This is a genomic window from Noviherbaspirillum pedocola (assembly GCF_016632335.1).
In the GTDB taxonomy this organism is placed as follows: domain Bacteria; phylum Pseudomonadota; class Gammaproteobacteria; order Burkholderiales; family Burkholderiaceae_D; genus Noviherbaspirillum_A; species Noviherbaspirillum_A pedocola.
In genome coordinates this window covers 228305-251673 of sequence record NZ_JAEPBG010000005.1, presented here as the reverse complement: position 1 = coordinate 251673, position 23369 = coordinate 228305, and the positions used below count along the sequence as shown (strand labels likewise).

The window sequence follows — 23369 nt, the reverse complement described above, 5'->3', positions numbered from 1 at the left end:
CATCAGTCAGTAACTGTCATAGCTGCCATGTCAGGACGGCAGCAGTCCGTCGACGGGCTCGCGCAGCCCGCATAGTAAAGGAAATCATGGTGGATATTCCCAAGGCCGCGATTGCAGCTCGCACACGCTTTTTTCCGGCAGCCAGGCTGGGTTCGGTGGCGCTCTTGTCTGCGCTCCTGCTCGGCGCCTGCTCCAAGCCGGTGGAAAAGGTCGAGGAAGTGCGCCCGGTACGCGCGATGCGGCTTGCCGCAGTCAATGCGTCGTCAGTGGCGGAATATCCCGGGGATGTCAGGGCGAGGTATGAATCGCGGCTGGGCTTTCGGGTCGGTGGAAAGATCGTCGCGCGGCTGGTGGACGTTGGTTCCCCGGTCAAGCGCGGTCAGGTGCTGATGCGCCTCGATCCGCAGGATTTGCAATTGGCGCAGACCCAGGCGAATGCGGCGCTGCAGGCGGCGGAGAGCAATCTGTCCCTGGCCAAGGCCGAATATGCGCGCTACAAGGACTTGCGCGAAAAGAACTTCGTGAGCCAGGCGGTGCTTGACAGCAAGGAAACTGCTTATCGCGCGGCGAAGGCAAACTATGAACAGGCCTCCGCGGCGTTGCGCACGCAGCGCAACCAGACCGGCTACGGCAACCTCGTGGCGGACGCCGATGGCGTGGTCACCGGCATTGATGCCGAAACCGGGCAGGTCGTGGCCGCCGGCACGCCGGTGATTCGGGTGGCCCAGATCGGCGAAAAGGAAATTGTGATCAGCCTTCCGGAAGACCGGGTGGACGAGTTGCGCAAGGTCGACAACGTCAAGGTGCGTACCTGGGCCAATCCGGACCAGGCACTGCCGGGCAAGCTGCGCGAACTGTCACCGGTGGCCGATCCGGTCACCCGTACCTATACCGCCAAGATCGCACTGCCGAATGCGCCTGAGGACGTGCGCCTGGGCATGACGGCTTACGTCACCTTCAACGAAGCCGGAACGAAGCCTACCGTGCGGGTGCCGCTTTCCGCCCTGGTCAAGGACGGACAGGGAACGGGCGTGTGGGTCGTGGAAAAGGGCGCGGTGCGACTGGCGCAGGTTCAGCTCGCCGGCCCGTCCGGCAATGACATGCTGATTGCCAGCGGCGTGGAGCCAGGGCAGATCGTGGTCACCGCCGGCGTGCATCTGCTCAAGCCGGGCCAGAAAGTGACGGTGCTCGACGGCGAGCGGGTAGCGAACAACGAGGCCGACGGGGCGGGCAAATGAAGGGCGGTTTCAATCTGTCGCGATGGGCGCTGCAGCACATTCCGCTGATCCGCTACCTGATCGTGGTGCTGCTCATCGGCGGCGTCATGAGTTATACCGATCTCGGCCAGGACGAAGATCCGCCGTTCACCTTCCGTGCGATGGTAGTGCGCGCCTACTGGCCCGGCGCCACCGCGCTGCAGATGGCCGACCAGGTCACCGACAAGCTCGAGAAAAAGCTGCAGGAAACGCCGTACATCGACCGCATTCGTAGCTATTCGAAACCTGGCGAGACGCTGATCATCCTGCAACTGCGTGAATCGACTCCGCCGCGCGAAGTGGCGAATGCCTGGTACCAGGTGCGCAAGAAAATCGGCGACATCCGCGGCACGCTGCCTGGCGGCGTGGCCGGGCCGTTCTTCAACGATGAGTTCGGCGACACCTTCGGTTCGATCTACGCGCTTTCCGGCGACGGTTTCAACTATGCCGAGCTGAAGGACTATGCCGATTTCGTGCGTCAGCAATTGCTGCTGGTGCCGTCGGTGTCGAAGGTCGAGCTGTATGGCGTACAGGACGAGCGCATCTACATCGAGTTTTCCCACAAGCGCTTCGCCCAGCTTGGCGTGCCTATCGAGTCGATCATCGCGCAGATCAACGCGCAGAACGCGGTGGAATCGACCGGCGTGCTGGTCACGCCCAGTGACAATCTGCAGGTTCGCGTCAGCGGCGCGCTGCGCTCGGTGAAGGATCTGGAAAACCTGCAGCTGCGCGCCGGGAACAGCACTTTCCGCCTGGGAGACGTGGCCACTGTGCATCGCGGCTTCCGCGATCCGCCGCAGGACAAGATGCGTTTCAACGGCCGGGAAGTGATCGGCCTTGGCATCTCGATGGAGAAGGGCGGCAACATCATCGAGCTCGGCGAGAATCTGCAGAAGGCAACCGATGCGATCCGGGCAAAGCTGCCGGTCGGCATCGAGCTGCAGCAGGTCACGGATCAGCCGAAGATGGTGGCTTCGTCGGTGCATGAGTTCGTGCATACGCTGGTCGAAGCGGTGCTGATCGTGCTCGCGGTGAGCTTCATCGCGCTCGGGCTGCATACGAAACCGATGCGCCTGGATGCGCGGCCCGGCCTGGTCGTGGCCTTGACCATCCCGCTGGTGCTCGCAGTGACCTTCCTGTTCATGCATATCCTGGGCATCAACCTGCACAAGATATCCCTGGGCGCGCTGATCATTGCCCTCGGCTTGCTGGTGGACGATGCGATCATCGCCGTCGAGATGATGGTGCGGAAAATGGAAGAGGGCTTGTCGCGTTTCGAGGCTGCGACCTTTGCCTACACGTCGACGGCGATTCCGATGCTGACCGGCACCCTGATCACCGCAGCCGGCTTCCTGCCCATCGGCCTGGCGAAGTCAGCCGCCGGCGAATACACCTTCTCGATGTTTTCGGTGAATGCCATCGCGCTGCTGATTTCCTGGCTGGCGGCCGTGCTGTTCACGCCATACATCGGCTACGTGCTGCTGAAGGTCAAGCCGGCCGCCGGAGCCGATGGCCACCATGAACTGTTCAACACGCCGTTCTATGCGCGCTTTCGCAAGCTAGTCTCCTGGTGCGTCGAGTGGCGCAAGACCACCATCGCGCTGACGCTGGCAACCTTCGTGCTCGGCGTGCTCGGCTTTCGCTTCATCGAGCAGCAGTTCTTTCCGGATTCGGTGCGGCCGGAGCTGATGGTCGAGATGTGGCTGCCGGAAGGCTCGTCCTTCCAGGCCACCGAGTCGCAGGTAAAAAAGCTGGAAACCTACCTGGCCAAGCAGCAGGGCATCGTGAGCGTCACCAGCTATGTCGGTACCGGCAGCCCGCGTTTCTATCTGCCACTGGATCAGATCTTTCCGCAGACGAACGTGGCACAGGTCGTGATCCTGCCGAAAGACCTGGAAACTCGGGAAGCGCTGCGTCATCGCATCGCCGATCTGTTCCGTACGGATTTTCCGGAAGTGCGCGGCCGCGTGAAGCAGTTGCCGAACGGACCGCCGGTGCCGTATCCGGTGCAATTCCGTGTCACTGGCCTGGAGGTCGACAAGGTGCGCCGCATCGCCGATCAGGTGAAGGAAGTCATGCGCGCCAATCCGAACACCCGGGGCGTGAACGACAACTGGAATGAATCGGTCAAGGTGCTGCGGCTCGACCTCGATCAGGACAAGCTGCGGGCGCTTGGCATCACCTCGCAGACGGTGATGCGCTCGGCCAATACCATCCTGTCCGGCACGACCATCGGCCAGTTCCGTGAAGGCGACAAGCTGATTGACATCGTCATGCGCCAGCCGGTGGAGGAACGTTCCAGCATTGAGCTGCTGAACGGCACCAATGTGCCGACCGCGTCGGGCAAGTCGGTGCCGATTTCGCAGGTCGCCCGTGCGCGCTTTGTCTGGGAGCCAGGCGTGGTCTGGCGCGAAGGCAGGGAATGGGCGGTGACGGTGCAGTCAGACGTGACCGACGGCATACAAGGCCCAACTGTGTCCAGTCAGATCAATCCGAAGCTCGACGCAATCCGCGCGCAACTGCCGCCGGGTTACCGCATCACGCTCGCGGGTGCGATCGAGGATAGCGGCAAGGCGCAGAAGTCGATTGCGGCCAACGTGCCGCTGGTGATCTTCATCATCTTCACGCTGCTGATGCTGCAGTTGCACAGCTTCTCGCGCGCGCTGCTGGTATTCCTGACCGGTCCGCTCGGGGTCGCCGGCGCAGCGCTGGCCCTGCTGCTGCTGCAGCGTCCGTTCGGTTTCGTCGCGCAGCTGGGCGTGATTGCATTGTTCGGCATGATCATCCGCAATTCGGTGATCCTGATCGATCAGATCGAACAGGATATTGCCGCGGGCGCGGAGCCATGGGATGCGGTGGTGGAGTCGGCGGTGCGGCGCTTCCGGCCGATCATCCTGACCGCGGCGGCCGCGGTGCTGGCAATGATTCCGCTTTCGCGCTCGGTGTTCTGGGGCCCGATGGCGGTGGCGATCATGGGCGGACTGATCGTCGCCACCGGTCTGACGCTCCTGTTCCTGCCGGCGCTGTACTCGGCCTGGTTCCGCGTGAAAAGGCCAGCCGGGGAGGCAGTGTTGTCAAAAACAGCGCCGATCCCGGAAAAAATCCAGTAGAATCCGCGCTTGAAGTTGAAAAGCCGCAGGCAACGGCAATGCAGGGCGACCCACTTGCACTTCCCGGTCGCCCTTTGTTTTTGCGGCGACAGATATCGCGAGGATGGCGAAATTGGTAGACGCACCAGGTTTAGGTCCTGACGCCAGCAATGGTGTGGGGGTTCGAGTCCCCCTCCTCGCACCACAACATGATTAAAAACCTTTTGGACGAGTCACATGGCAACTGAAGTCGAAACCCTGGAAAAACTCGAGCGCCGCATTACCATTACGCTGCCGCTGGCGGACGTTCAGGCGGAAGTGGAAAAGCAATTGAAAATCCGCGCCCGCACTGCAAAGGCGCCCGGTTTCCGGCCCGGCAAAGTCCCCATGAAAATGGTGGCCCAACAGTACGGCTATCAAGTCGAATCCGATGTTCTGAATGACAAGGTGGGTCGCGCATTCGCCGAAGCCACCAGCGAAAACAATCTGCGCGTGGCAGGTTTCCCGAAGATCGAAGCCAAGTCCGGCGCGCCGGAAGGCATGGTTGCTTTTGATGCGACCTTCGAAGTCTATCCGGAAGTCGAAGTCGGCGATCTGGCAAATGCGGAAGTCGAAAAGACCGTGGCCGAAGTGAGTCCGGCGGAAATCGACAAGACCATCGATATCCTGCGCAAGCAGCGCGTTCACTACCATGAAAAAGGCCAGCACAGCGAGCATGGCGACGGCGGCGGCGATGTCACCGCGCAGAATGGCGATCGCGTGACCGTGGACTTCGTCGGCACCATCGATGGTGTTGAATTCCAGGGCGGCAAAGCGGAAGACTTCGCTTTCGTGCTCGGTGAAGGCCGCATGCTGCCGGAATTCGAAGCCGCGACGCTGGGATTGAAAGTCGGTGAATCCAAGACCTTCGATCTGCATTTCCCCGAGGACTATCACGGCAAGGATGTGGCCGGCAAGACCGCGCAATTCACGATCACGCTGAAGAAGCTGGAATGGGCGCACATGCCCGAAGTGAACGAGGAATTTGCGAAGTCGCTGGGTATTCCTGACGGCGACCTCGAGAAGATGCGTGAGGATATCCGTTCGAACCTCGAGCGCGAAGTGCAAAGCCGCACGAAGGCGCGTACGAAGGACAGCGTGATGAATGCGCTGATAGCCGCGACCAATCTTGAAGTGCCGAAAGCGCTGGTCGAGCAGGAAATCGACCGCCTGATGGATATGACGCGCCAAGACATGGCGCAGCGTGGCATGAACGTCAACGACATGCCGTTCCCGCGCGAACTGTTCCAGTCGCAGGCTGAACGTCGTGTCCGCCTTGGCCTTATCCTCGCCGACCTGGTGAAGGCTAACGAGCTGCAGGCGACCGCGGAGCAGGTCAAGGCGCAGGTAGAAGAATTTGCCAAGAGCTACGAAGATCCTCAGGAAGTGATCAAGTACTACTACAGCGATCGTCGTCGCCTTGCTGAAGTCGAAGCTCTTGTATTGGAAGAAAACGTCGTCAACTATGTTCTCGGTAAAGCCAAGGTTTCGGAAAAACCGGTAAGCTTTGACGAGCTGATGGCGAACAACGCACAGGGCTAAGTCTCCTGTGCATCTTCTGAGGAAAGCACATGACTACTAGCATGATGGGGAGCGGCGCACTGGACACGCAAATGCTCGGTATGGTCCCGATGGTGATCGAGCAGAGTGGCCGTGGCGAACGGGCCTACGATATCTACTCGCGTTTGCTGAAGGAGCGCGTAATTTTCCTGGTTGGGCCGGTCAACGATCAAAGCGCGAATCTGATCGTGGCGCAGCTGCTGTTCCTCGAGAGCGAGAACCCGGACAAGGATATTTCCCTGTACATCAATTCGCCGGGCGGCTCAGTTTCAGCAGGCATGGCGATCTACGATACGATGCAGTTCATCAAGCCGGATGTGTCGACGCTGTGTACCGGTCTTGCCGCATCGATGGGCGCATTCCTGCTCGCCGCTGGCGCGAAAGGCAAGCGCTTCTCGTTGCCCAACTCGCGGATCATGATTCACCAGCCTCTGGGCGGTGCCCAAGGTCAGGCGGCGGATATCGAGATTCAGGCACGCGAAATTTTGTATCTGCGCGAACGCCTGAATGCCATCCTGGCGGAAAAAACTGGCCGTTCGATCGAGCAGATCAGCCGTGATACCGACCGAGATAACTTCATGTCGGCGGAGCAAGCGGTTGACTATGGCATGATTGACAAGGTTCTTGCCAATCGCGGTTGATGCAGGGCAGGCTCCCATCACGAAACGCCCTGGCAAAACATGCCCGGGCGTTCGTTTTTGTTGTTTGCGAATATTCTGTACTGGCCGTCATTTTTTGCGCACGCTCGTGACGAGGCAGAATTTCACGGGTAAGATCGAACAACCCTTTTAGCAAAGCTTTTTCCATGTCCGATAAAAAGTCCTCCAGCGGTGAAAAGCTGCTTTACTGCTCGTTCTGCGGAAAGAGTCAGCATGAAGTCAAGAAGCTCATCGCAGGTCCGTCGGTATTCATCTGCGATGAATGCATAGACTTATGCAACGACATCATTCGTGACGAAGCTTCCAGCGTCGAAACGGTAAGCGGTCCCAAGTCCGATTTGCCGACTCCACAAGAGATATTCGACCTGCTTGGCCAGTATGTTATTGGCCAGGAAACCGCAAAACGCATCCTGTCTGTCGCGGTTTACAACCATTACAAGCGACTTAAGCACATAGGCAAAAAGGATGATGTTGAGCTTTCAAAGAGCAACATTCTTCTGGTCGGACCAACAGGTTCCGGCAAAACCCTGCTGGCGCAGACGCTGGCAAGAATGTTGAATGTGCCCTTCGTGATCGCTGATGCCACGACGCTGACCGAAGCGGGCTACGTTGGCGAAGACGTCGAAAATATCATTCAAAAGTTGTTGCAGAATTGCAATTACGAGGTTGAAAAGGCGCAGCGCGGCATCGTCTATATCGATGAGATCGACAAGATTTCGCGTAAGTCGGACAACCCATCAATTACTCGTGATGTTTCCGGTGAAGGCGTGCAGCAAGCCTTGCTCAAGCTTATCGAGGGCACAATGGCTTCCGTGCCCCCACAAGGTGGTCGTAAGCATCCGAACCAGGATTTCGTGCAAATCGACACGACGAATATCCTTTTCATCTGCGGCGGCGCCTTTGACGGCCTTGCGAAAGTGATTTCCGAACGTTCTGAAAAGAGCGGCATCGGTTTCTCGGCAAGCGTAAAGAGTCAGGCGCAGCGTAGCACTAGCGAAATCTTGCTTGAAGCTGAGCCGGAAGATCTGATCAAGTTCGGACTGATTCCCGAGCTCGTCGGCCGTCTGCCGGTGGTCGCAACGCTGTCGGAATTGCACGAAGAAGCGCTGATCCAGATATTGCTCGAGCCCAAGAACGCACTCGTCAAGCAATACGCGAAGCTTTTGCAAATGGAAGGCGCGGAACTGGAAATTCGTCCGGCTGCGCTGCATGCTATCGCGCGCAAGGCACTGGCCAGAAAGACTGGGGCACGTGGTCTTCGGTCGATTCTTGAGCATGCGTTGCTGGAAGTTATGTTCGAACTGCCGAACGAACAAAACGTTGCAAAAGTCGTTATCGATGAGAACACGATTACCAATGGCGCAAAGCCGATTCTCATCTATCACGAGCAGCCTAAAGTGTCGGGAGCGAAATAACATGATATAAATCACCTGTCCCTGAATAGCTTCAGACGACAGGCTGGTTTGTTAGCTGCTCGACAGGCCGGATGCATCAACTGCAGCGTTTGCAGAACAAAGGCTTACATCGCAAAGCCACCGCGGTTTTCAAATCGTGCGTGGCTTTTTTATTTGCTGTTTCGATGTAAGTTCGTTTTTTATCGGTAACTGGCCTTGTGTTTCGCCCGCCCGTGCCAACATCATGAACAGGTTTTTTGATAGGGCTCGCCATGACGACTACATCTTTACTTACTGCACCCACCCAACTGCCGCTGTTGCCACTGCGGGACGTCGTCGTATTCCCGCATATGGTGATTCCGCTGTTCGTGGGACGCCCGAAATCGATCAAGGCGCTCGAAGCTGCGATGGAGCAGGGCAAAAGCATCATGCTCGCGGCGCAAAAAGCGGCCGCCAAAGACGAGCCGTCTGCTGAAGATATTTACGAGATCGGCTGCGTCGCCAACATCCTGCAAATGCTGAAGCTGCCTGACGGTACTGTGAAAGTGCTCGTGGAAGGTGCCCAGCGTGCGCGCATTGACAAGATCACCGAGCTCGACAGCCATTTCACGGCCGAACTTACGCCCGTCGAATCCGAGGCTGGCGACGATGCGGAAGTCGAAGCGATGCGTCGTGCAATCGTTCAGCAGTTCGACCAATATGTGAAGCTGAATAAAAAGATTCCGCCCGAGATTCTCACGTCTCTTTCCGGAATCGATGATCCGGGCCGTCTTGCCGACACGATTGCAGCGCATCTACCGCTGAAGCTCGAGCAGAAGCAGGTCATTCTGGAGCTGTTCAATGTCGCCAAGCGCCATGAGCATCTGCTTGGGCAACTGGAAGGCGAACTGGACATCCTTCAGGTCGAAAAGCGTATCCGTGGCCGCGTGAAGCGCCAGATGGAAAAATCCCAGCGCGAGTACTACCTGAACGAACAGGTGAAGGCGATCCAGAAGGAGCTTGGTGAAGGCGAAGAGGGCGCGGATCTGGAAGAGCTCGAGAAAAAAATCGTGCTTGCCAAGATGCCTAAGGAAGCTCGGGAAAAAGCGCAGAGCGAGCTGAAGAAGCTCAAGCTGATGTCGCCGATGTCGGCTGAAGCGACCGTCGTGCGCAATTACATCGACACGCTGATCGGTTTGCCCTGGAAGAAGAAATCCAAGGTGAACAACGATCTTGCCAATGCCGAAAAGGTGCTGGAAGACGATCACTATGGGCTGGAAAAGGTCAAGGAACGCATCCTTGAATACCTTGCTGTCCAGCAGCGCGTCGACAAGGTGAAGGCGCCGATCCTCTGCTTCGTCGGCCCTCCGGGTGTCGGCAAGACGTCGCTTGGCCAGTCGATTGCGCGTGCGACGAATCGCAAGTTCGTGCGCATGGCGCTTGGCGGTGTGCGCGATGAAGCGGAAATTCGCGGGCATCGTCGTACCTATATCGGTTCGATGCCCGGCAAGATCCTGCAGAGCCTGGCAAAAACCGGTGTGCGCAATCCGCTGTTCCTGCTCGACGAAATCGACAAGCTCGGCATGGATTTCCGCGGTGACCCGTCGTCGGCCTTGCTGGAGGTGCTGGATCCGGAGCAGAACCATACGTTCTCCGACCACTACGTTGAAGTCGATTTCGACCTGTCTGATGTGATGTTTGTCGCAACGTCGAACTCCTTCAACATTCCCCCGGCGCTGCTGGACCGGATGGAAGTCATCCGTTTGTCGGGCTACACCGAGGATGAGAAGACAAGCATTGCCCAGCGCTACCTGTTGCCGAAGCAGATCAAGAATAATGGTCTGAAGGAAGGCGAGATCAATGTGGCGGAAGAAGCGATTCGCGACATCATCCGTTATTACACGCGTGAAGCCGGCGTGCGTTCGCTCGAGCGGGAAATCTCCAAGATCTGCCGCAAGGTAGTGAAGATGCTGTTGCTGGCCAAGGATGACAAGCGTATCGACGTCACCTCCGAAAATCTCGACAAGTTCCTTGGCGTGCGTCGCTTCGATTTCGGCGTGGCCGAGAAAGACAACCAGGTTGGTCAGGTTGTCGGCCTTGCCTGGACCGAAGTGGGTGGCGACCTGCTGACGATCGAGGCGATCACGATGCCGGGCAAGGGCGGAGTCATTCGCACCGGCACGCTGGGCGATGTGATGAAGGAATCGATCGAAGCTGCGCGTACCGTGGTGCGTAGCCGCGCCAAGGCGCTGGGCATCAAGAGCGAGGTGTTCGAGAAGAACGACATCCACATCCACGTGCCGGAAGGCGCGACACCGAAGGATGGTCCTTCTGCAGGTATTGCGATGACGACGGCACTAGTGTCGGTCTTCACTGGTATCCCGGTGCGCGCCGATGTGGCGATGACCGGTGAGATCACGCTGCGCGGTGAAGTTTTGCCAATCGGCGGTCTGAAGGAAAAGCTGCTGGCCGCGCATCGTGGCGGTATCAAGACCGTGCTGATCCCCGAGCAGAATGTGAAGGATCTGGCCGAAATTCCGGATAACGTGAAAAACCGTCTGGAAATTGTCCCGGTACGCTGGATCGACAAGGTGCTGGAAATCGCACTGGAGCGTCAACCGGTTGCGTTGCCGGAGGAGGAGGTCGCTGAAGCAGCGGTATCAAAACCGGCGGACAAGTCGGATCCTAGCGTGATGAAGCACTAAAGCACTTCCTTGCCGTATCCAAAAACGCGCTCTCTGGAGCGCGTTTTTTCTTGGTTTTCCAGGATTTTTGCCAAATCGTTGCAGTCTTGACACGGTCTCCACCGGCTTGTCTAATACCGCCTGCGGTTTTGCCGCAGCAGGCAAACCGGTGACTCGGGCAGTCGCGCCTCTCCGGATGCCGTTCAACAATCTTCAAGGGGCGTTAGTGAACAAGACGGAATTGATAGACCACATCGCAGAGCAAGCCGACATTTCCAAAGTGTCTGCAAGCAGAGCGCTCGATGCGATGATCGACGCGGTTACCACGACATTGAAAAACAGCGGGTCAGTAACGCTGGTGGGTTTCGGTACCTTCACCGTGGGCAAGCGCGCTGCACGGACTGGCCGCAATCCGCGCACTGGTGGCGAGATCAACATCGCGGAAGCGCAAGTCCCGAAATTTAAGCCTGGCAAAGCCCTGAAAGATGCGCTAAACTAGCTGCCTTTCGCGTGGTGACAAACGCGGAAGTCTGGCTGGCAAGATGTATTCAGCGCTGTGTAGAGTATGTCGGGTGCTTAGCTCAGTTGGTAGAGCGGCGCCCTTACAAGGCGTAGGTCGGGAGTTCGAGCCTCTCAGCACCCACCAACAGTCAGTCAGAAATGGGGATCGCAAGATTCCACCAATCAGGAGTGGTAGTTCAGTCGGTTAGAATACCGGCCTGTCACGCCGGGGGTCGCGGGTTCGAGTCCCGTCCACTCCGCCAGAAAACCGAAAAAAGGCGAACAGATGTTCGCCTTTTTTTATATGCGTTAGAATGCCGCGCGCTCAGCAATTCCCGTCCACTACCGGTTAAACCATGTTTGAATTCATCCGCACCCATCAGCGCCTGATGCAGTTTGTGTTGCTGTTGTTCATCATTCCATCGTTTGCCCTGTTTGGCGTGGAAAGCTACATGCGCATGCGCGGCGGCGATGATGCGATGGCTAAGGTGGCGGGACAGACCATCACGAAGGAAGAATATGACGTCGCGCGGCGCGAACAGACCGAGCGGCTTCGCCAGGCCTACGGCGCCCAATTCGATCCCAAGATTCTCGATACTCCCGAAGCGCGCCAAGCAGTGCTGGACAATTTGATCGCACAGAAAGCGATTGCTGCCGAAGCGGTGCGCAGCCATGTCTCGGTTTCTGACGGCGATCTGCAGCGAGCGATCATGCAGATTCCTGGCTTGCAAAAAGAGGATGGCAGCTTCGACATGGAGCGCTACAAGGCGATCCTGGCAACGCAAGGCAAGACACCGGACATGTTTGACCGCGAACTGCGCCGCGATCTGGCAATGCAGCAGCTCAATGCCGCTGTCCAGAACAGCGCCTTTGCGCCGAAGACGCTCGCGACCCGGCTTTCCGAAATCAATGAACAGCAGCGCGAAGTGCAGGCCGTAGTCTTTAAGGCGGAGGATTACGCGAGCCAGGTGAAAGTCACCGACGACATGCTGAAGTCCTTCTATGACAACAGCGGCTCGCGCTTCGACACCCCGGAGCGGGCCAAGGCGGAGATCGTCGTGCTGAGTCCGGAATCGGCGGCGTCGCAGGTCAGCGTCAGCGATGCCGACATCAAGTCCTATTACGAGCAGAACAAGAAGCGCTACACCACCGAAGAGCAACGCCGCGCAAGCCATATCCTGATCGCGGCGGCCAAGGATGCGTCGGCCAAGCAGAAGGAAGCCGCGCGCGCGAAGGCGGAAAGCCTTTTGGCGCAGCTGCGCAAGAATCCGAATGATTTCGCCCGTCTTGCCAAGGAAAATTCGCAGGATCCGGGTTCGGCAGAGCGTGGCGGCGACCTGGACTTCTTCGGCCGCGGCATGATGGTCAAGCCGTTCGAAGATGCAGCCTTCAAACTGAAGCAGGGTGAAATCAGCGATGTGGTTGAATCCGAGTTCGGCTACCACATCATCAAACTCACCGACGTCAAGCCCGGCGGCGTGCGTCCGCTGGAAGAAGTGAAGGATCAGATCGCAGCGGAAATCCGCAAGCAGCTCGCCGCCAAGAAATTCAGCGAACTGGCCGAAACCTTCTCGAACACGGTCTACGAGCAGGCGGATAGCCTGAAGCCGGTCGCGGACAAGCTCGGCCTGAAGATCGAGACCGTGTCAAACCTCTCGCGCACGCCGAACCCGGCGCTGCCCAAGGATGCGCCGTACAACAATCCGAAATTCCTGAGCGCGCTGTTCTCGGACGACGCCGTGCGTAACAAGCACAACACCGAGGCGGTCGAAGTGGGCCCGAGCACGTTGATCGCTGGCCACGTGATCGAATACCAGCCGAAATCACGCAAGCCCTTCGAGCAGGTAAAGGACGAGGTGCGCGCTGCAGTGCTCAAACAGGAGGAAATGGCGGCGGCGAAGAAGGCGGGCGAAGCGCGCCTGGCGGAATGGAAGGCGAAGCCGGAGGCAGCTGGCATGAACGCGGAGAAGAAGCTCGTGTCGCGCGCCAAGGATAACGGCCTGGACGCTGCCGGCTTCCTCGCTGTGATGCGCGCCGATGTCACCAAGCTGCCGACCCTTGTTGGCGCTGAACTGCCCGGCAAGGGCTATGGCGTCTACCGCATCAATCGCCTGGCGCCCGCCGACAAGATCGATACCGCGCGTCGCCAGTCCGAACAGCAGCAGGTGGCCGGCGCCTTGTCGCAATCGGAAACCCTGGCCTATATCGATGTGCTGAAGGCGCGGGCGAAGGCCAAGATCCTGCATGCCCCCAGTGCCGAAGCAGGCGTCGACCAGGCACAACAGAAATAAAAAACGCGGGCGCGGCCTTCCAGCCGTGCCCGCGTCTTCAATGACCTGTTCAGGCCGCGTCGGCCTGCGCGCCCGTCTCCACAGCCAGCAAACGATCCGCCGCCTCACCGAAAGCAAGCGCATCGATGCCGCCAGGCTGCAAAAGGAAAGCGCTGTCGTACAGCGCGAAATTGCGCCGGATCGATTTCAGATAGGCCGGGTCGTAGTGCTCGGACAGCAGTTCTTGCACGAGTTCCACCGTTTCTCCATTCAGCGCCATCGCTTGCCAGCGCGCGATCTTTTCCTTGCCATGCAGCGGCACCAGGCATTCCAGCCTTGCATTCAGACGCTCGGGATCCTGCGTGAAATGCACATAGTCTTCCATCAGCAGCGCTACGCGATCCGGCTGCGACAATTCCAGCGAGACGCAGCTCGAGGCGCGCATGCTCTCCATCAACGACTCCGGCACCCTGACGTTGCCGACTTTCTTGCTCTCGGATTCCACGTAGACCGGCCGCTCCGGGTCAAATCCACGCAGCGTTTGCCACAAACGGCTTTCGAACATCTTCTGCGACGGTTGCGGTTCGCTCGGCAGATGGCCCAGGACCGAGCCGCGATGCGCGGCCAGCTCTTCCAGGTCGAGCACCTGCGCGCCGCGGCTGGCAAGCACTTTCAGAAGGCGGCTCTTGCCGCTGCCGGTAGTGCCACAGATCACGATATAGCGATAGTGCTTCGGCAGCTCGGTCAGCGCCTGCACGATATGACGTCGATATTCCTTGTACCCGCCGTCAAGCTGCACCGCCGGCCATCCGATGCGCGCAAGGATATGCGCCATCGCGCCGCTGCGGTTGCCACCGCGCCAGCAATACACCATCGGTTTCCAATCGCGCGGTTTGTCCTGGAAATGTGCTTCGATGTGATTGCCGACATTGCGCGCCACCAGCGCCGCGCCGATCTTCTTCGCATCGAAGGGGCTGACCTGCTTGTAAATCGTGCCGACGCGCGCGCGTTCCTCGTCGTCCAGCACCGGGCAGTTGATCGCGCCCGGGATATGGTCTTCGGCGAATTCCGAGGGGCTGCGCACATCGATGATGGTGTCGTAGCGATCGAGTTCGCGCAGCACATCGGCCACGCTTTGCAGTGCGGGATACTTCATGGATTCCGGGTCAATAGGGGATGGAGTTTGGGCCAGACATTGTCCAGCAGTGTCGGTTGGGCCGCAGCAGTCGGATGCAGCCGGTCGCTCTGGAACAGTTCCGGCCGCTGAGCCACGCCTTCAAGGAAGAAGGGCACCAGCGCGGTCTTGCGTTCGGTGGCGAGCTTCGGAAAGAGGGCAGAAAAGCCGCGGGCGTAATCCGCGCCGTAGTTCGGCGGGATTTGCATGCCAAGCAGCAGCACCCGCGCACCGATGCCTTGGGCGGAAGCGATCATCGAGCGCAGATTGTCTTCGGTGCTGGCCAGCGCCAGGCCGCGCAGTGCATCGTTCGCGCCGAGTTCCAGAATCATGATGTCGGGATGGTATTTCTTCAGCAGCGTCGGCAGGCGGCTGCGGCCGCCGCTGGTGGTGTCGCCGCTGATGCTCGCATTGATGACTTGCGCCGGGAGGCCTTCGCTGGCAAGCCGCTTCTCCAGCAGCGTTACCCAACCAGCGCCAGTGGTCAGGCCATAACCGGCGGAAAGGCTGTCTCCCAGCACCAGCACGGTTTTTGATGCAGAATACGCGTTCGCCGCGCCCAGCACGCACAACAGACACAAGAGCGCGCGCCACATAACCCCCCATTGCCGAATTCGATTCCGACCAGCCTGCATGAGCGTAGCCTTTCCTTCCGCCGCGATTGAAGTTGTCCATCTCACCAAGCGCGTTGCGGATGCCGCGGGCGAGCTCACCATTTTGAGGGACGTGAATTTTACCCTGCATGCCGGCGCCACGCTGGCCATCGTCGGCGCGTCCGGTTCGGGCAAGTCGACCTTGCTCGGCCTGCTCGCCGGCCTGGATGCGCCGTCCGAGGGCACGGTGCGGCTTGCCGGCACCGACATCTATGCGCTCGACGAAGATGGCCGTGCGGCCTTGCGCAAGGAGTTGCTCGGTTTCGTGTTCCAGTCCTTCCAGCTGCTCGGCCACCTGACCGCGCTGGAGAATGTGATGCTGCCGCTGGAGCTGCGTGGCGATGTCAATGCCCGCGCCCGGGCTGAGGCGATGCTGGAACGAGTCGGCCTGAGTGCGCGCTTGAAGCATTACCCGAAAACGATGTCCGGCGGTGAACAGCAGCGGGTGGCGCTGGCGCGCGCCTTCGTCGCCGAGCCGCCGCTGCTGTTTGCCGACGAGCCGACCGGCAGCCTCGATGCGGCAACCGGCGCCGCGGTGATCAAGCTGATGTTCGAACTGAACCGCGAACGCGCTTCCACCCTGGTGCTGGTTACCCACGATCCTTCCATCGCTGCGCTCTGTGAGCGCACGATTACCATCGCCGCGGGTCAGCTCGCTGACGACTCGCTGGTTTCGCCATAAATCAGGCGGTTATGCGTGCGCCGGATCGCCGGGATCAGTTCACCGGCGAGCATGCCGATCGGCCCCACGCCTTCGCGCACCAGCCAGTCCGCCGCCGCGCCATGCAGCCAGACCGCGCCGAGAGCCGCTTCCCAGGCCGGCCAGCCCTGCGCGAGCAGTGCGCCGCACAAGCCGGATAACACATCGCCGCTGCCTCCCGTGGCCAGCGCCGGATTGCCGGTCGTATTGATCACTGCGAAGCCATCCGGCCGCGCGATCACGCTGCCGGCGCCCTTGAGCACCGCCACCGCGCCATAACGCTGAGCCAGGCTGCGCGCCGAGCGCAGCCGGTCGGCCTGCACCTCGGCGCTGGACAGCCCGAGCAGCCGCGCCGCCTCGAGCGGATGCGGCGTGATCAGCTGCGGCTGCGAGCGCGCGGCAAGCTGCGCGCCCAAGGCGCTATCGGCGGCGATCAGGTTCAGCGCATCGGCGTCTAGCACCAGCGCCGCATTGCTCGCAAGGACGCGCATCAGTTGTGCAAGGGCAGCGGTCTCCTGGCCGAAGCCCGGGCCGGCAACGATCACGGCGCGGGAAAGGTCGATGTCCGCCGCGTGCCGGCACATGATTTCGGGATGCATCGGGTCAAAGGCCGGCGGCATATCGAGATAGCCGGCGTAGACGCGCCCGGCGCCGGAAAATGCGGCGCAGCGTGCCGCCAGCACGGCGGCGCCGGCCATGCCGTGCGCGCCGCCGAGGATGGCAACATCGCCAAAGCTGCCCTTGTGACTGTTCGCAGGACGCGGCCGGGCATGGGCTGAAAACAGCGACGGGTGGTTGAGCAGCGTCGTCGGCGGTGGATACAAGGCCGCGTCGATATCGAGATCGGCGACCTCGACCCGGCCGGCATAGTCGCAGCCGTCGGCGGTATGCAAACCCGGTTTGTCGGCGATGAAGGTGACGGTATGGCTGGCCCGTACCGCGATCCCGCCGGGGCCAACGATGTTGCCGGTGTCGGCATCCAAACCGCTCGGCACATCCAACGCCAGCACCGGACAGCGGCAGCGGTTGACCGCAGCGACGAGCATTGCCATGTCGGCCACCAGCGCACGCGCCAAACCGATGCCGAACAAGCCATCGATCACCAGGTCCCAGCCGTTGTCCGCAGATGCATCGGCATCGAAGCGGGCGGCGCTGGCCTGGGCGCGGCGCAGTGCAGCACTCGCATCGGCAGGAAGCCTGGCGGCATCGCCGCATAGCCGTATCGTCACCGCGAAGCCATCGTTGGCCAACAGCGCCGCCGCTTCCATCGCGTCGCCACCATTGTTGCCGGGTCCGGCCAGCGCCAGCACCCGGCCACCAGGTCGCAACAGCCGTGCCGCAGCGGCAGCCGCGGCGGCGCCGGCTCTTTGCATCAGGGTGCCGGGCGGGGTAGCGGCGAGCGCGGCGGCTTCGATGCGACGGATTTCGGCGACGGTGTGCAACGCATGGCGATCGGGCATGGATGTCTCCGGGTCTCAGGCAAAACGGGTCAGCGTCAGGCCGGAAGTATCGATGTCGGCGGCGTAGCCGGAAATCATGTCCGAGACCAGTCGACCAGCGCCAACCGCCATCGCCCAGCCGTGATGCGCGCCGCTGATGTTCAGGTAGACATGAGGCAGCGACGTCGGTCCGATCAGCGGACCGCCATCCGGCAGCATCGGCGTGATTCCCGACCAGAACGTCGCGCCGTTGTAATTCGCCGCCTGGGGAAACCAATCCTCGCCCACCTTCACCAGGGTGCGCAGCGCGGTCTCGCGCAGCTCGGGCGCCGGAAAGCCGATTTCCACGGTGCCGGCCAGCCGCACCCGGCTGCCCAGACGCGACAGGTTCACCTTGTAAGTTTCATCGAGCACCGAAGCGCTGGGCGCATGCTCGAAGTCGCGAATAAAGGCTGTCGCGGAATAGCTCTTGACGGGATGGAAGGGCGGCTTGACGCCGAGTGCGCGCAGCATGCCGATACTGCCCGCGCCGGTAGCGATGACCACGGCATCGGCGTGGAAGCGCTGCTCGCCAACGCGCAAAGCCACGCCCTTGCCGTCGCTGTCGATGCCATCGACCCGGCTGTCGAAGTGAAAGCTCACGCCCATTTCCTGTGCCGCATTGCGCAGTTGCCGGATGAACAACGGACAATTGCCGGCTTCATCTTCTGGCAGATACAGCGCGGAATTGAGCGGCGTATGCCATGCCAGCGACGGTTCGATGCAGCGCGCGCCCTCAGGTTCGAGCAGGCGGTGCGGCACGCTGGAAGCGGCCAGCATTTCCAGCGCTGGTTCGGCGAATCGTCGCTCCTCCTGGCTGCGAAACAGCTGCAGCAGACCGGTGGTCTTTTCATATTCGAACGGATAGTGCTCGCCGAGCTGGCGCATCAGGTCGCTGCTGTAGTCGGCCAGCCCCTGCAGTCGCGCCGCGTTGATGCGGAAGCGATCGATTTCACATTCGGCCATCCAGCGTCGCAGCCAGCGCCACAGCGATGGCTGCATGCGCGCGCGCATGCTGACCGGCGTTTCCGGACGAAACAAGAGGCGCAGCAGCTTCTGCGGCATGCCCGGCGCCGCCCACGGCACCGTATTGCGCGAACTCATCAGGCCCGCATTGCCGGAACTGATCTCCTGAGCCACATTGCCGTAGCGCTCCAGCAGCGCGACCTGGTGGCCCGTGCCGGCAAGGAAGAATGCGGTGGAAACGCCGGCCGCGCCGCCGCCAATCACTGCGATTTGCATGCGACTCCAATTTGAAGGGGAAGGCGGTCCGGCGCAATGCAGACCGACAGCGCGCCGCGCGCGGGGCAAAACGGCGGTGAAAGATGTGAAAACATGCGGGAAGAATGTGCTGCACCGAGGCGCATAGAGTAGCGGCAAAGCCCGGTGCAGACAATTGCTGTGCATCAGGAGACGACGACACTCGGCGCCTCTGTTGTCAGATGGTGCCGATCAGCGGCGCGGCGCCGTACGCCGCCAGGGTGCAGCTCAGCGTGCCGGATAGGACGGATACGGCGCGGGCGCATAGCCCGGAGGCGGCGGCGGGTTGCCGGGTGGAGGCGCATAGCCCGGCGGGGGGGCATATCCAGGCGGGGGGGCATACCCCGGTGGCGGTGCATAGCCCGGCGGAGGAGCATACCCAGGTGGCGGCGCGTAACCCGTCTGCGAAGGCGCGGCTTGCGCAGCCTGCTGCGGCTCGGCCACGAAGATCTCGACGCGGCGGTTGCGTGCCCGGCCGGCCTCACTATCGTTGCTGGCGATCGGCTCGTGTTCGCCGCGGCCCTCGATGGTGAAGCGCGATGTCGGCACGCCATGCGATACCAGATAGGCCCGCGTGCTGGCCGCGCGGGACAGCGAAAGCTGGTTGTTGTGCGCATCGCTGCCGGTGGCATCCGTGTGGCCGATGATCGTTACCCGCGTCGCTGGATTTTCGATCAGGCTGCTGGCGAAGCGGTCGAGGATCGGCCGGAAATTCGGTTTGATGTCGGCGCGGTCGGTGTCGAAAGAGATATCGCTCGGGATATCGAGCTTGAGCCGGTTGTCCTGAGTCTGGCTGACTTGTACGCCGGTGCCGGCGGTGGCCTGCTCCATGGCGCGCTTCTGCGCTTCCATACGGTTCGACCAGACATTGCCGATCAGCGCGCCGGCCGCGCCGCCGAGCACCGCGCCCGCGGTCGCACGGCCGCCGCCGCCGGGGCCGGTGGTCGCGCCAAGCACCGCGCCGAGGCCGGCGCCTATGCCAGCGCCGGTCGCGGTGCCGCGCTGTGTGGGATTCATGTCTGCGCAGCCGGAAACGGCAATGGCAGTCGCAAGCATGCTGAGCATGAGTTTTCGCATCGAGATTCCTTCAAAGGACAGGTGCGGGCCGGATGGCCAAATGCGGCGATCGGAGCGCATGCAGCCGGTGCGCTGCATGCATCCATGGATGCTGGCGACGCTACAGGTTCACCCGAGGCCGCCGAAGCAGGGGAATCCAGGCATGCGCTGCGCATGCCTGGATGGAGTAGCGGTCCTACTTGACGCTATGGCCGACAACGCCGCCAACTGCTGCGCCGCCCACGGTGCCAAGCGTGCTGCCATTGGTAAGCACCGAGCCGGCAACGCCGCCAACGCCGGCGCCGATTGCGGTGTTGCGGGTTTGTGGCGACATCTCACCACATCCAGTGAGATTGGTCAGGACAGCAACCGCCAGTCCGCTAGCGGCAAGGATTCTGGTGATATTCATGGAGCCTCCTTGATCTGTACGCATCATGGATGCAGGGAAGATGCGTCGGGATGACACATCAATGACAAAATCATAAGAGCCTGTGACAGGACGGTCTGTGCGGTGGCGCACGGAAAATCCTGATGGCGACCAAGGGGCATGTGGATAGCGTTTCTTTGTGGCTCTACCGTAGTGTTGGTTAGCGCACAGAAATCTCTGCATATTTACCGGATACTGACGTTGAAAGAACTGCACTGCCAGAAGGGGGACAATCCGGCCCGCTGGCAGCGATGCGGGGCAGGTATTCCGAAAGGCAGACATGGACCATCCGAAACAGGTCGAGCGTGATGCGCCGAGCGCGACGCGGAATCCGGAACCCGACATCATCCCGCTGGAAAAGGAGGGCGCTGAGGCAGTCTTATCGCTGTCAGAGCGCATCGCTGTCGATGCCCGCGGCATGGCGCTGGTGATCCTCTCCACAGTCGCCTTTCTGTACGCGTTGCAGTGGTCGCAAAAATTTTTGATCCCGCTGGTCTTCGGCATTCTGATTTCCTACACGCTCAATCCGCTGGTGCAAATGCAGGTGCGCATACGCGTGCCGCGCGCGCTGGCGGTGACACTGGTGCTGCTCGTGCTGACTGCTGCCGGCGGCGCCACCGCAAATACGCTCATCACCGAGTTCCGTGCCATCGTCACCGGCCTGCCGACCGCTGCGCACAAGCTGTCGAAAACAATGTCGCAAGCGCAGGAAAACAAGGATTCGATCTTCAAGCAGGTTCAGGAGGCAGCCGCGGAACTGGCGAAGGCGACGGCGCCAGCGCCCGCAGCCGGCACGCATGCGGCGCGCAACCAGGCATCACCCGAGCCGCCTTCCTTCCGTTTCAATGACTGGGTATGGGCCGGTTCGCTGAGCGCGGCCGAATTCGCGGGCCAGACCGCTATGGTGCTGTTCCTGGTTTTTTTCATGCTGCTCTCCGGCGACACCTTCAAGCGCAAGCTGGTGAAGCTGACGGGGCCGCGCCTGACGCAGAAAAAGATCACGGTGCAGATCCTGGACGAGATCAACAGCTCGATTCAGAGCTACATGTTCATGCTGCTGGTGACGAATGTGATGCTGGGCCTGATGACATGGCTGGCGCTGCGCTGGATAGGCCTGGAAAATGCCGGCGCCTGGGCGTTTGCCGCGGCACTGCTGCACCTTATCCCGTATTTCGGCCCGATCCTGATCATGGTCGCCCTCGGCGTTTCCGCGCTGCTGCAGTTCGGCACCGTCTACAGCGTGTTGCTGACCATGGGCGTGTCGCTGGCGATTGCGACGCTGGTGGGCACTTTCATCACCACGATGATGACCGGGCGCATCGCCAAGATGAATCCGGCAGCGGTGTTCATCGGGCTGCTGTTCTGGGGCTGGCTGTGGGGCGTATGGGGCTTGCTGCTCGGCGTGCCGATCATCGTGGTGGGGAAGGTCATCGCCCAGCATATCGAGGGACTGCAGTCGATTGCGGAGTTGCTTGGAGAGTGACGCGCAAGGGCGGCGCATGCAGCGGCGTGCGCGCCGATCTTTCAATCGGTAAGCGATACTTGGTCCGATAGTCGATGCTGCTACTATTTGGTGATTCGCGCGTGTCGACACACGCAGGTCGCCGCGGCGCACCACGGCAATCAGGCATCGCCGGTGCCCGGGCGACACCGCATCCACAGGAGCATCGCCATGACCCCGCAGGAAAACCAGAAGCTGCATCACTTCCTGGCGCAGCTGATTCAGGTCAGGAACACCCCGAAGGACGGGGAAGCGCAGGAATTGATCAACGCCGCGGTAGCGCGGCAGCCGGACGCGGCCTATCTGCTGGTGCAGCGCGCATTGATCCTCGAGGCCGCGCTCGACGGCGCCCGCGCGCAGATCGCCGAGCTGCAGGACCGCCTGCAAGGCGCGCCGTCGCGCGGCTATGGTGGCAGTTTTCTTTCCGATGAAGATGCCTGGGGCAACAGCGCGCGCACCGCCACGGCGCAACCGCGGGTTGCGCAAGGGTATGCCGCGCCGCCGCAAGCCTCCGGCATGGAGCCGACCTATGGGCAGGCGCCGTATTCTTCCCAGGGCGGCTGGGGCACGGGCAGCTTTCTCGGCTCGATGGCCGCGACTGCGGCTGGTGTGGCCGGCGGCGCCTTTCTCTACCGCGGCCTGGAAGGCATGTTCAGTCACCGTGAGGCGCCCGCCCACGGTTACGCCAGTTCACCCGACTCCGGCACTTCGTCCTCCGGCAGCGCAAGCGACAGCAGCCTGGCGCGCGATGCCGGCCTGAACAATATCGGCAGCGCCGGCGTGGCTGACCTCGACCAGCGCGCGCGCCAGGACGACAGCGCCGGGCTGATGGACGATGTCGGCAATGACGACGTCATCCCCGACGACCCGGGTTCCGGGGATGACGACAGCTTCATCTGAACGACCCAGCCAGCGCTGCTGAGCAAACAGATGGCGCGCCAGAAATAACAACAGGAGGAGACCGGCTTGAAACAGGAAATCAGAGCACTGGCATTCGATGTCTTCGGCACCGTCGTCGACTGGCATCGCGGTATCCGCGAGGAAGCGGCGGCGCTGGCAGGGCGGCATGGCATCGATGGCGACTGGGCGCGCTTTGCGCGGGAGTGGCGCGCCGGCTATCCGCGCGCAATGGATCAAGTGCGCAATGGCGAACTACCATGGACGCGCATCGATGCGCTGCACCGCCTGATCCTTGACGACATTGCGCCACGCTTCGGCCTTGCCAGCCTGCCGGAAACGGAACTGGCGCAACTGAACCTGGCCTGGCATCGCCTTCCAGCGTGGCCCGACGTGGTCGAGGGCCTGACCTTGCTCAAGCGCCAGCGCATCATCACCACGCTGTCAAATGGCAATGTGTCGCTGCTGGTGGATATGGCCAGGCACGCCGGCTTGCCCTGGGATTGCGTGATCTCGGCCGAACTGTTCCGGCACTACAAGCCGGATCCCGAGGCTTATCTCGGTTGTGCCGATCTGCTCGGCATCGCGCCGGGGGAGTTGATGATGGTGGCCTGCCATCCGTCGGATTTGCGTGCGGCGCGGGAGCAGGGCTTGCGTACGGCTTACGTGGTTCGTCCGCTCGAGATGGGCCAAGCCAAGGCACTACCTGAATTCGAACAGAACGAGTTCGACTTCGTCGTGGACAGCTTCATCGAACTCGCACGGCGGCTTGAGTGACATGCCGCCGTGCGC

17 protein-coding genes, 3 tRNA genes and 1 pseudogene are annotated in these 23369 nt (G+C 61.2%); 15 read left to right on the top strand and 6 right to left on the bottom strand.

Going from position 1 to position 23369, the window contains the following annotated elements:
- The first annotated feature begins 86 nt into the window (after positions 1 to 86).
- The 11 genes from JJB74_RS14280 (at position 87) to JJB74_RS14230 (ending at position 13452) form a co-directional block, all read left to right on the top strand.
- Positions 87 to 1238: an efflux RND transporter periplasmic adaptor subunit gene (locus JJB74_RS14280; protein ID WP_200592550.1), complete on the top strand. Its 1152-nt coding sequence runs from the start codon at positions 87 to 89 to the stop codon at positions 1236 to 1238.
- A complete protein-coding gene (locus JJB74_RS14275; RefSeq protein WP_200592548.1) occupies positions 1235 to 4366 on the top strand; it encodes an efflux RND transporter permease subunit in 3132 nt (1043 codons plus the stop codon). Before JJB74_RS14280 ends, JJB74_RS14275 begins: the two co-directional genes overlap by 4 nt.
- A gap of 97 nt (positions 4367 to 4463) precedes the next feature.
- Positions 4464 to 4550: transfer RNA gene (locus tag JJB74_RS14270), tRNA-Leu, on the top strand.
- A 32-nt stretch (positions 4551 to 4582) separates the two neighbouring features.
- A complete protein-coding gene (gene tig / locus JJB74_RS14265; RefSeq protein ID WP_200592547.1) occupies positions 4583 to 5926 on the top strand; it encodes a trigger factor in 1344 nt (447 codons plus the stop codon).
- A gap of 29 nt (positions 5927 to 5955) precedes the next feature.
- Positions 5956 to 6585: an ATP-dependent Clp endopeptidase proteolytic subunit ClpP gene (clpP, locus tag JJB74_RS14260; RefSeq protein ID WP_325170128.1), complete on the top strand. Its 630-nt coding sequence runs from the start codon at positions 5956 to 5958 to the stop codon at positions 6583 to 6585.
- A 164-nt stretch (positions 6586 to 6749) separates the two neighbouring features.
- Complete coding sequence (clpX, locus tag JJB74_RS14255; protein ID WP_200592546.1) at positions 6750 to 8018, top strand: ATP-dependent Clp protease ATP-binding subunit ClpX; 1269 nt, start codon at positions 6750 to 6752, stop codon at positions 8016 to 8018.
- A 251-nt stretch (positions 8019 to 8269) separates the two neighbouring features.
- Positions 8270 to 10681, top strand: a complete 2412-nt coding sequence (gene lon / locus JJB74_RS14250) for an endopeptidase La (protein ID WP_200592545.1) — start codon at positions 8270 to 8272, stop codon at positions 10679 to 10681.
- A 205-nt stretch (positions 10682 to 10886) separates the two neighbouring features.
- Positions 10887 to 11159: an HU family DNA-binding protein gene (locus JJB74_RS14245; RefSeq protein WP_200592707.1), complete on the top strand. Its 273-nt coding sequence runs from the start codon at positions 10887 to 10889 to the stop codon at positions 11157 to 11159.
- Positions 11160 to 11230: 71 nt separating this feature from the next.
- Positions 11231 to 11306: transfer RNA gene (locus tag JJB74_RS14240), tRNA-Val, on the top strand.
- Positions 11307 to 11347: 41 nt separating this feature from the next.
- Positions 11348 to 11424: transfer RNA gene (locus tag JJB74_RS14235), tRNA-Asp, on the top strand.
- 93 nt (positions 11425 to 11517) lie between these two features.
- A complete protein-coding gene (locus tag JJB74_RS14230) occupies positions 11518 to 13452 on the top strand; it encodes a SurA N-terminal domain-containing protein (protein WP_200592544.1) in 1935 nt (644 codons plus the stop codon).
- A 49-nt stretch (positions 13453 to 13501) separates the two neighbouring features.
- Here the strand turns inward: JJB74_RS14230 and mnmH are convergent, their stop codons facing one another.
- Together mnmH and JJB74_RS14220 are read right to left on the bottom strand one after the other, a co-directional pair.
- Positions 13502 to 14587 (bottom strand): tRNA 2-selenouridine(34) synthase MnmH, encoded by a 1086-nt coding sequence (gene mnmH, locus JJB74_RS14225; RefSeq protein WP_200592543.1) that lies wholly within the window; start codon positions 14585 to 14587, stop codon positions 13502 to 13504.
- Positions 14584 to 15201: an arylesterase gene (locus tag JJB74_RS14220; RefSeq protein ID WP_234484178.1), complete on the bottom strand. Its 618-nt coding sequence runs from the start codon at positions 15199 to 15201 to the stop codon at positions 14584 to 14586. The genes mnmH and JJB74_RS14220 overlap by 4 nt, the downstream gene beginning before the upstream one ends.
- A 37-nt stretch (positions 15202 to 15238) precedes the next feature.
- Between JJB74_RS14220 and JJB74_RS14215 the strand changes: the two genes are divergently transcribed.
- The gene (locus JJB74_RS14215) at positions 15239 to 15940 is read left to right on the top strand and encodes an ABC transporter ATP-binding protein (protein WP_234484177.1); all 702 of its coding nucleotides are present in this window, start codon (positions 15239 to 15241) and stop codon (positions 15938 to 15940) included.
- On the opposite strand, the gene JJB74_RS14210 is transcribed toward JJB74_RS14215, so the two are convergent.
- The 4 genes and pseudogenes from JJB74_RS14210 to JJB74_RS14195 all read right to left on the bottom strand — a co-directional run bounded on the left by JJB74_RS14210 (position 15907) and on the right by JJB74_RS14195 (position 20161).
- A complete protein-coding gene (locus tag JJB74_RS14210; RefSeq protein ID WP_200592541.1) occupies positions 15907 to 17418 on the bottom strand; it encodes an NAD(P)H-hydrate dehydratase in 1512 nt (503 codons plus the stop codon). The genes JJB74_RS14215 and JJB74_RS14210 overlap by 34 nt on opposite strands.
- 15 nt (positions 17419 to 17433) lie before the next feature.
- On the bottom strand, positions 17434 to 18678 hold the full coding sequence (locus JJB74_RS14205) for an FAD-dependent oxidoreductase (RefSeq protein WP_200592540.1): 1245 nt from the start codon (positions 18676 to 18678) through the stop codon (positions 17434 to 17436).
- Between the two features lie 375 nt (positions 18679 to 19053).
- Positions 19054 to 19773: pseudogene (locus tag JJB74_RS14200) on the bottom strand (OmpA family protein); the annotation flags it as partial.
- A gap of 175 nt (positions 19774 to 19948) precedes the next feature.
- Positions 19949 to 20161 (bottom strand): glycine zipper 2TM domain-containing protein, encoded by a 213-nt coding sequence (locus tag JJB74_RS14195; RefSeq protein ID WP_200592538.1) that lies wholly within the window; start codon positions 20159 to 20161, stop codon positions 19949 to 19951.
- 298 nt (positions 20162 to 20459) lie between these two features.
- Between JJB74_RS14195 and JJB74_RS14190 the strand changes: the two genes are divergently transcribed.
- From JJB74_RS14190 to JJB74_RS14180, 3 genes are all read left to right on the top strand, one after another.
- On the top strand, positions 20460 to 21662 hold the full coding sequence (locus JJB74_RS14190; protein ID WP_234484176.1) for an AI-2E family transporter: 1203 nt from the start codon (positions 20460 to 20462) through the stop codon (positions 21660 to 21662).
- A 189-nt stretch (positions 21663 to 21851) separates the two neighbouring features.
- Complete coding sequence (locus tag JJB74_RS14185) at positions 21852 to 22580, top strand: DUF2076 domain-containing protein (protein ID WP_200592537.1); 729 nt, start codon at positions 21852 to 21854, stop codon at positions 22578 to 22580.
- A 66-nt stretch (positions 22581 to 22646) separates the two neighbouring features.
- The gene (locus JJB74_RS14180) at positions 22647 to 23354 is read left to right on the top strand and encodes a haloacid dehalogenase type II (protein WP_200592536.1); all 708 of its coding nucleotides are present in this window, start codon (positions 22647 to 22649) and stop codon (positions 23352 to 23354) included.
- Positions 23355 to 23369 lie beyond the last annotated feature (15 nt).

Coding starts and splice junctions, on each gene's coding strand:
- JJB74_RS14190 (WP_234484176.1), top strand. CDS start 20,460: ATGGACCATCCGAAACAGGTCGAGCGTGATGCGCCGAGCGCGACGCGG.
- JJB74_RS14210 (WP_200592541.1), bottom strand. CDS start 17,418: ATGCCCGATCGCCATGCGTTGCACACCGTCGCCGAAATCCGTCGCATC.
- JJB74_RS14195 (WP_200592538.1), bottom strand. CDS start 20,161: ATGAATATCACCAGAATCCTTGCCGCTAGCGGACTGGCGGTTGCTGTC.
- JJB74_RS14185 (WP_200592537.1), top strand. CDS start 21,852: ATGACCCCGCAGGAAAACCAGAAGCTGCATCACTTCCTGGCGCAGCTG.
- JJB74_RS14230 (WP_200592544.1), top strand. CDS start 11,518: ATGTTTGAATTCATCCGCACCCATCAGCGCCTGATGCAGTTTGTGTTG.
- JJB74_RS14215 (WP_234484177.1), top strand. CDS start 15,239: ATGAGCGTAGCCTTTCCTTCCGCCGCGATTGAAGTTGTCCATCTCACC.
- lon (WP_200592545.1), top strand. CDS start 8,270: ATGACGACTACATCTTTACTTACTGCACCCACCCAACTGCCGCTGTTG.
- JJB74_RS14205 (WP_200592540.1), bottom strand. CDS start 18,678: ATGCAAATCGCAGTGATTGGCGGCGGCGCGGCCGGCGTTTCCACCGCA.
- tig (WP_200592547.1), top strand. CDS start 4,583: ATGGCAACTGAAGTCGAAACCCTGGAAAAACTCGAGCGCCGCATTACC.
- clpX (WP_200592546.1), top strand. CDS start 6,750: ATGTCCGATAAAAAGTCCTCCAGCGGTGAAAAGCTGCTTTACTGCTCG.
- JJB74_RS14220 (WP_234484178.1), bottom strand. CDS start 15,201: ATGTGGCGCGCGCTCTTGTGTCTGTTGTGCGTGCTGGGCGCGGCGAAC.
- clpP (WP_325170128.1), top strand. CDS start 5,956: ATGACTACTAGCATGATGGGGAGCGGCGCACTGGACACGCAAATGCTC.
- mnmH (WP_200592543.1), bottom strand. CDS start 14,587: ATGAAGTATCCCGCACTGCAAAGCGTGGCCGATGTGCTGCGCGAACTC.
- JJB74_RS14275 (WP_200592548.1), top strand. CDS start 1,235: ATGAAGGGCGGTTTCAATCTGTCGCGATGGGCGCTGCAGCACATTCCG.
- JJB74_RS14280 (WP_200592550.1), top strand. CDS start 87: ATGGTGGATATTCCCAAGGCCGCGATTGCAGCTCGCACACGCTTTTTT.